Below are 802 nucleotides of genomic sequence, written 5' to 3' on the forward strand. Positions count from 1 at the left end.
CAGGCGATAAACCGTGGCCTCGCAGACAAAGTACTGCTTCTCATCGGTAAATTTGGTGGCCAACTCGCGGGGCGAGAGTTCGCTTTCCTCCAGCGCCATGTCGATGATCTGTTTGCGCACATTCTCGGGCAGCCGGTTCCATACCCGGCTTGGCGCCGAGGGGCGGTCTTCCAGCGCCTCAGGCCCACCATCAAGGTAGCGGGCATACCAGCGGGCAAAGGTGCGGCGTGGGATGCCCAGTTTCTCCAGCGTCTGTCGGGTGGGCAGATGGGATTGCTCGACGAGGCGGATGATCTCGAGCTTTTCTGCGGCGGGATACCTCATTCTTGGTCGCCCCCATCCGCGATCATGCTTTTTTTAAGCAGGCGGTTCTCGAGCGTCAGGTCGGCCACGCATTCCTTGAGAGCCAGTGCTTCACGGCGCAGATCCTTGACCTCGTCACTGGTGGCGGCACGGGCCGTGTCCCCGGCCAGACGGCGTTTGCCAGCCTCAAGGAATTCTTTTGACCAGGAATAATACACGCTCTGGGCGATGCCTTCGCGGCGGCACAGTTCAGCGATGCTCTCCTCGCCGCGCAGGCCTTCGAGCACGATGCGGATTTTATCCTCGGCCGAGAAATGCCGGCGTGTGGCACGGCGAATATCTTTCACCACCACCTCGGCGGGCTTCTTGGTGGGCTTGGCAGCCAATTTTGGGCTGGAGGGATTGGGTCTCATCTGCGTTCCTTACGTCACTGCGACGAGACCCAATCCCTCCATTATCCGCAACCCCAGATCTGTGCCAAAGGCGCTGACGCCGAACA

At 60.5% G+C, this 802-nt stretch carries 1 pseudogene; it reads right to left on the bottom strand.

What is annotated here, in order from left to right:
• Positions 1–716: pseudogene (locus tag AC3A3G_RS16360) on the bottom strand (transposase); the annotation flags it as partial.
• Positions 717–802: the final 86 nt, after the last annotated feature.

It is taken from the genome of Brevundimonas sp. Soil_N_31, assembly GCF_057655995.1.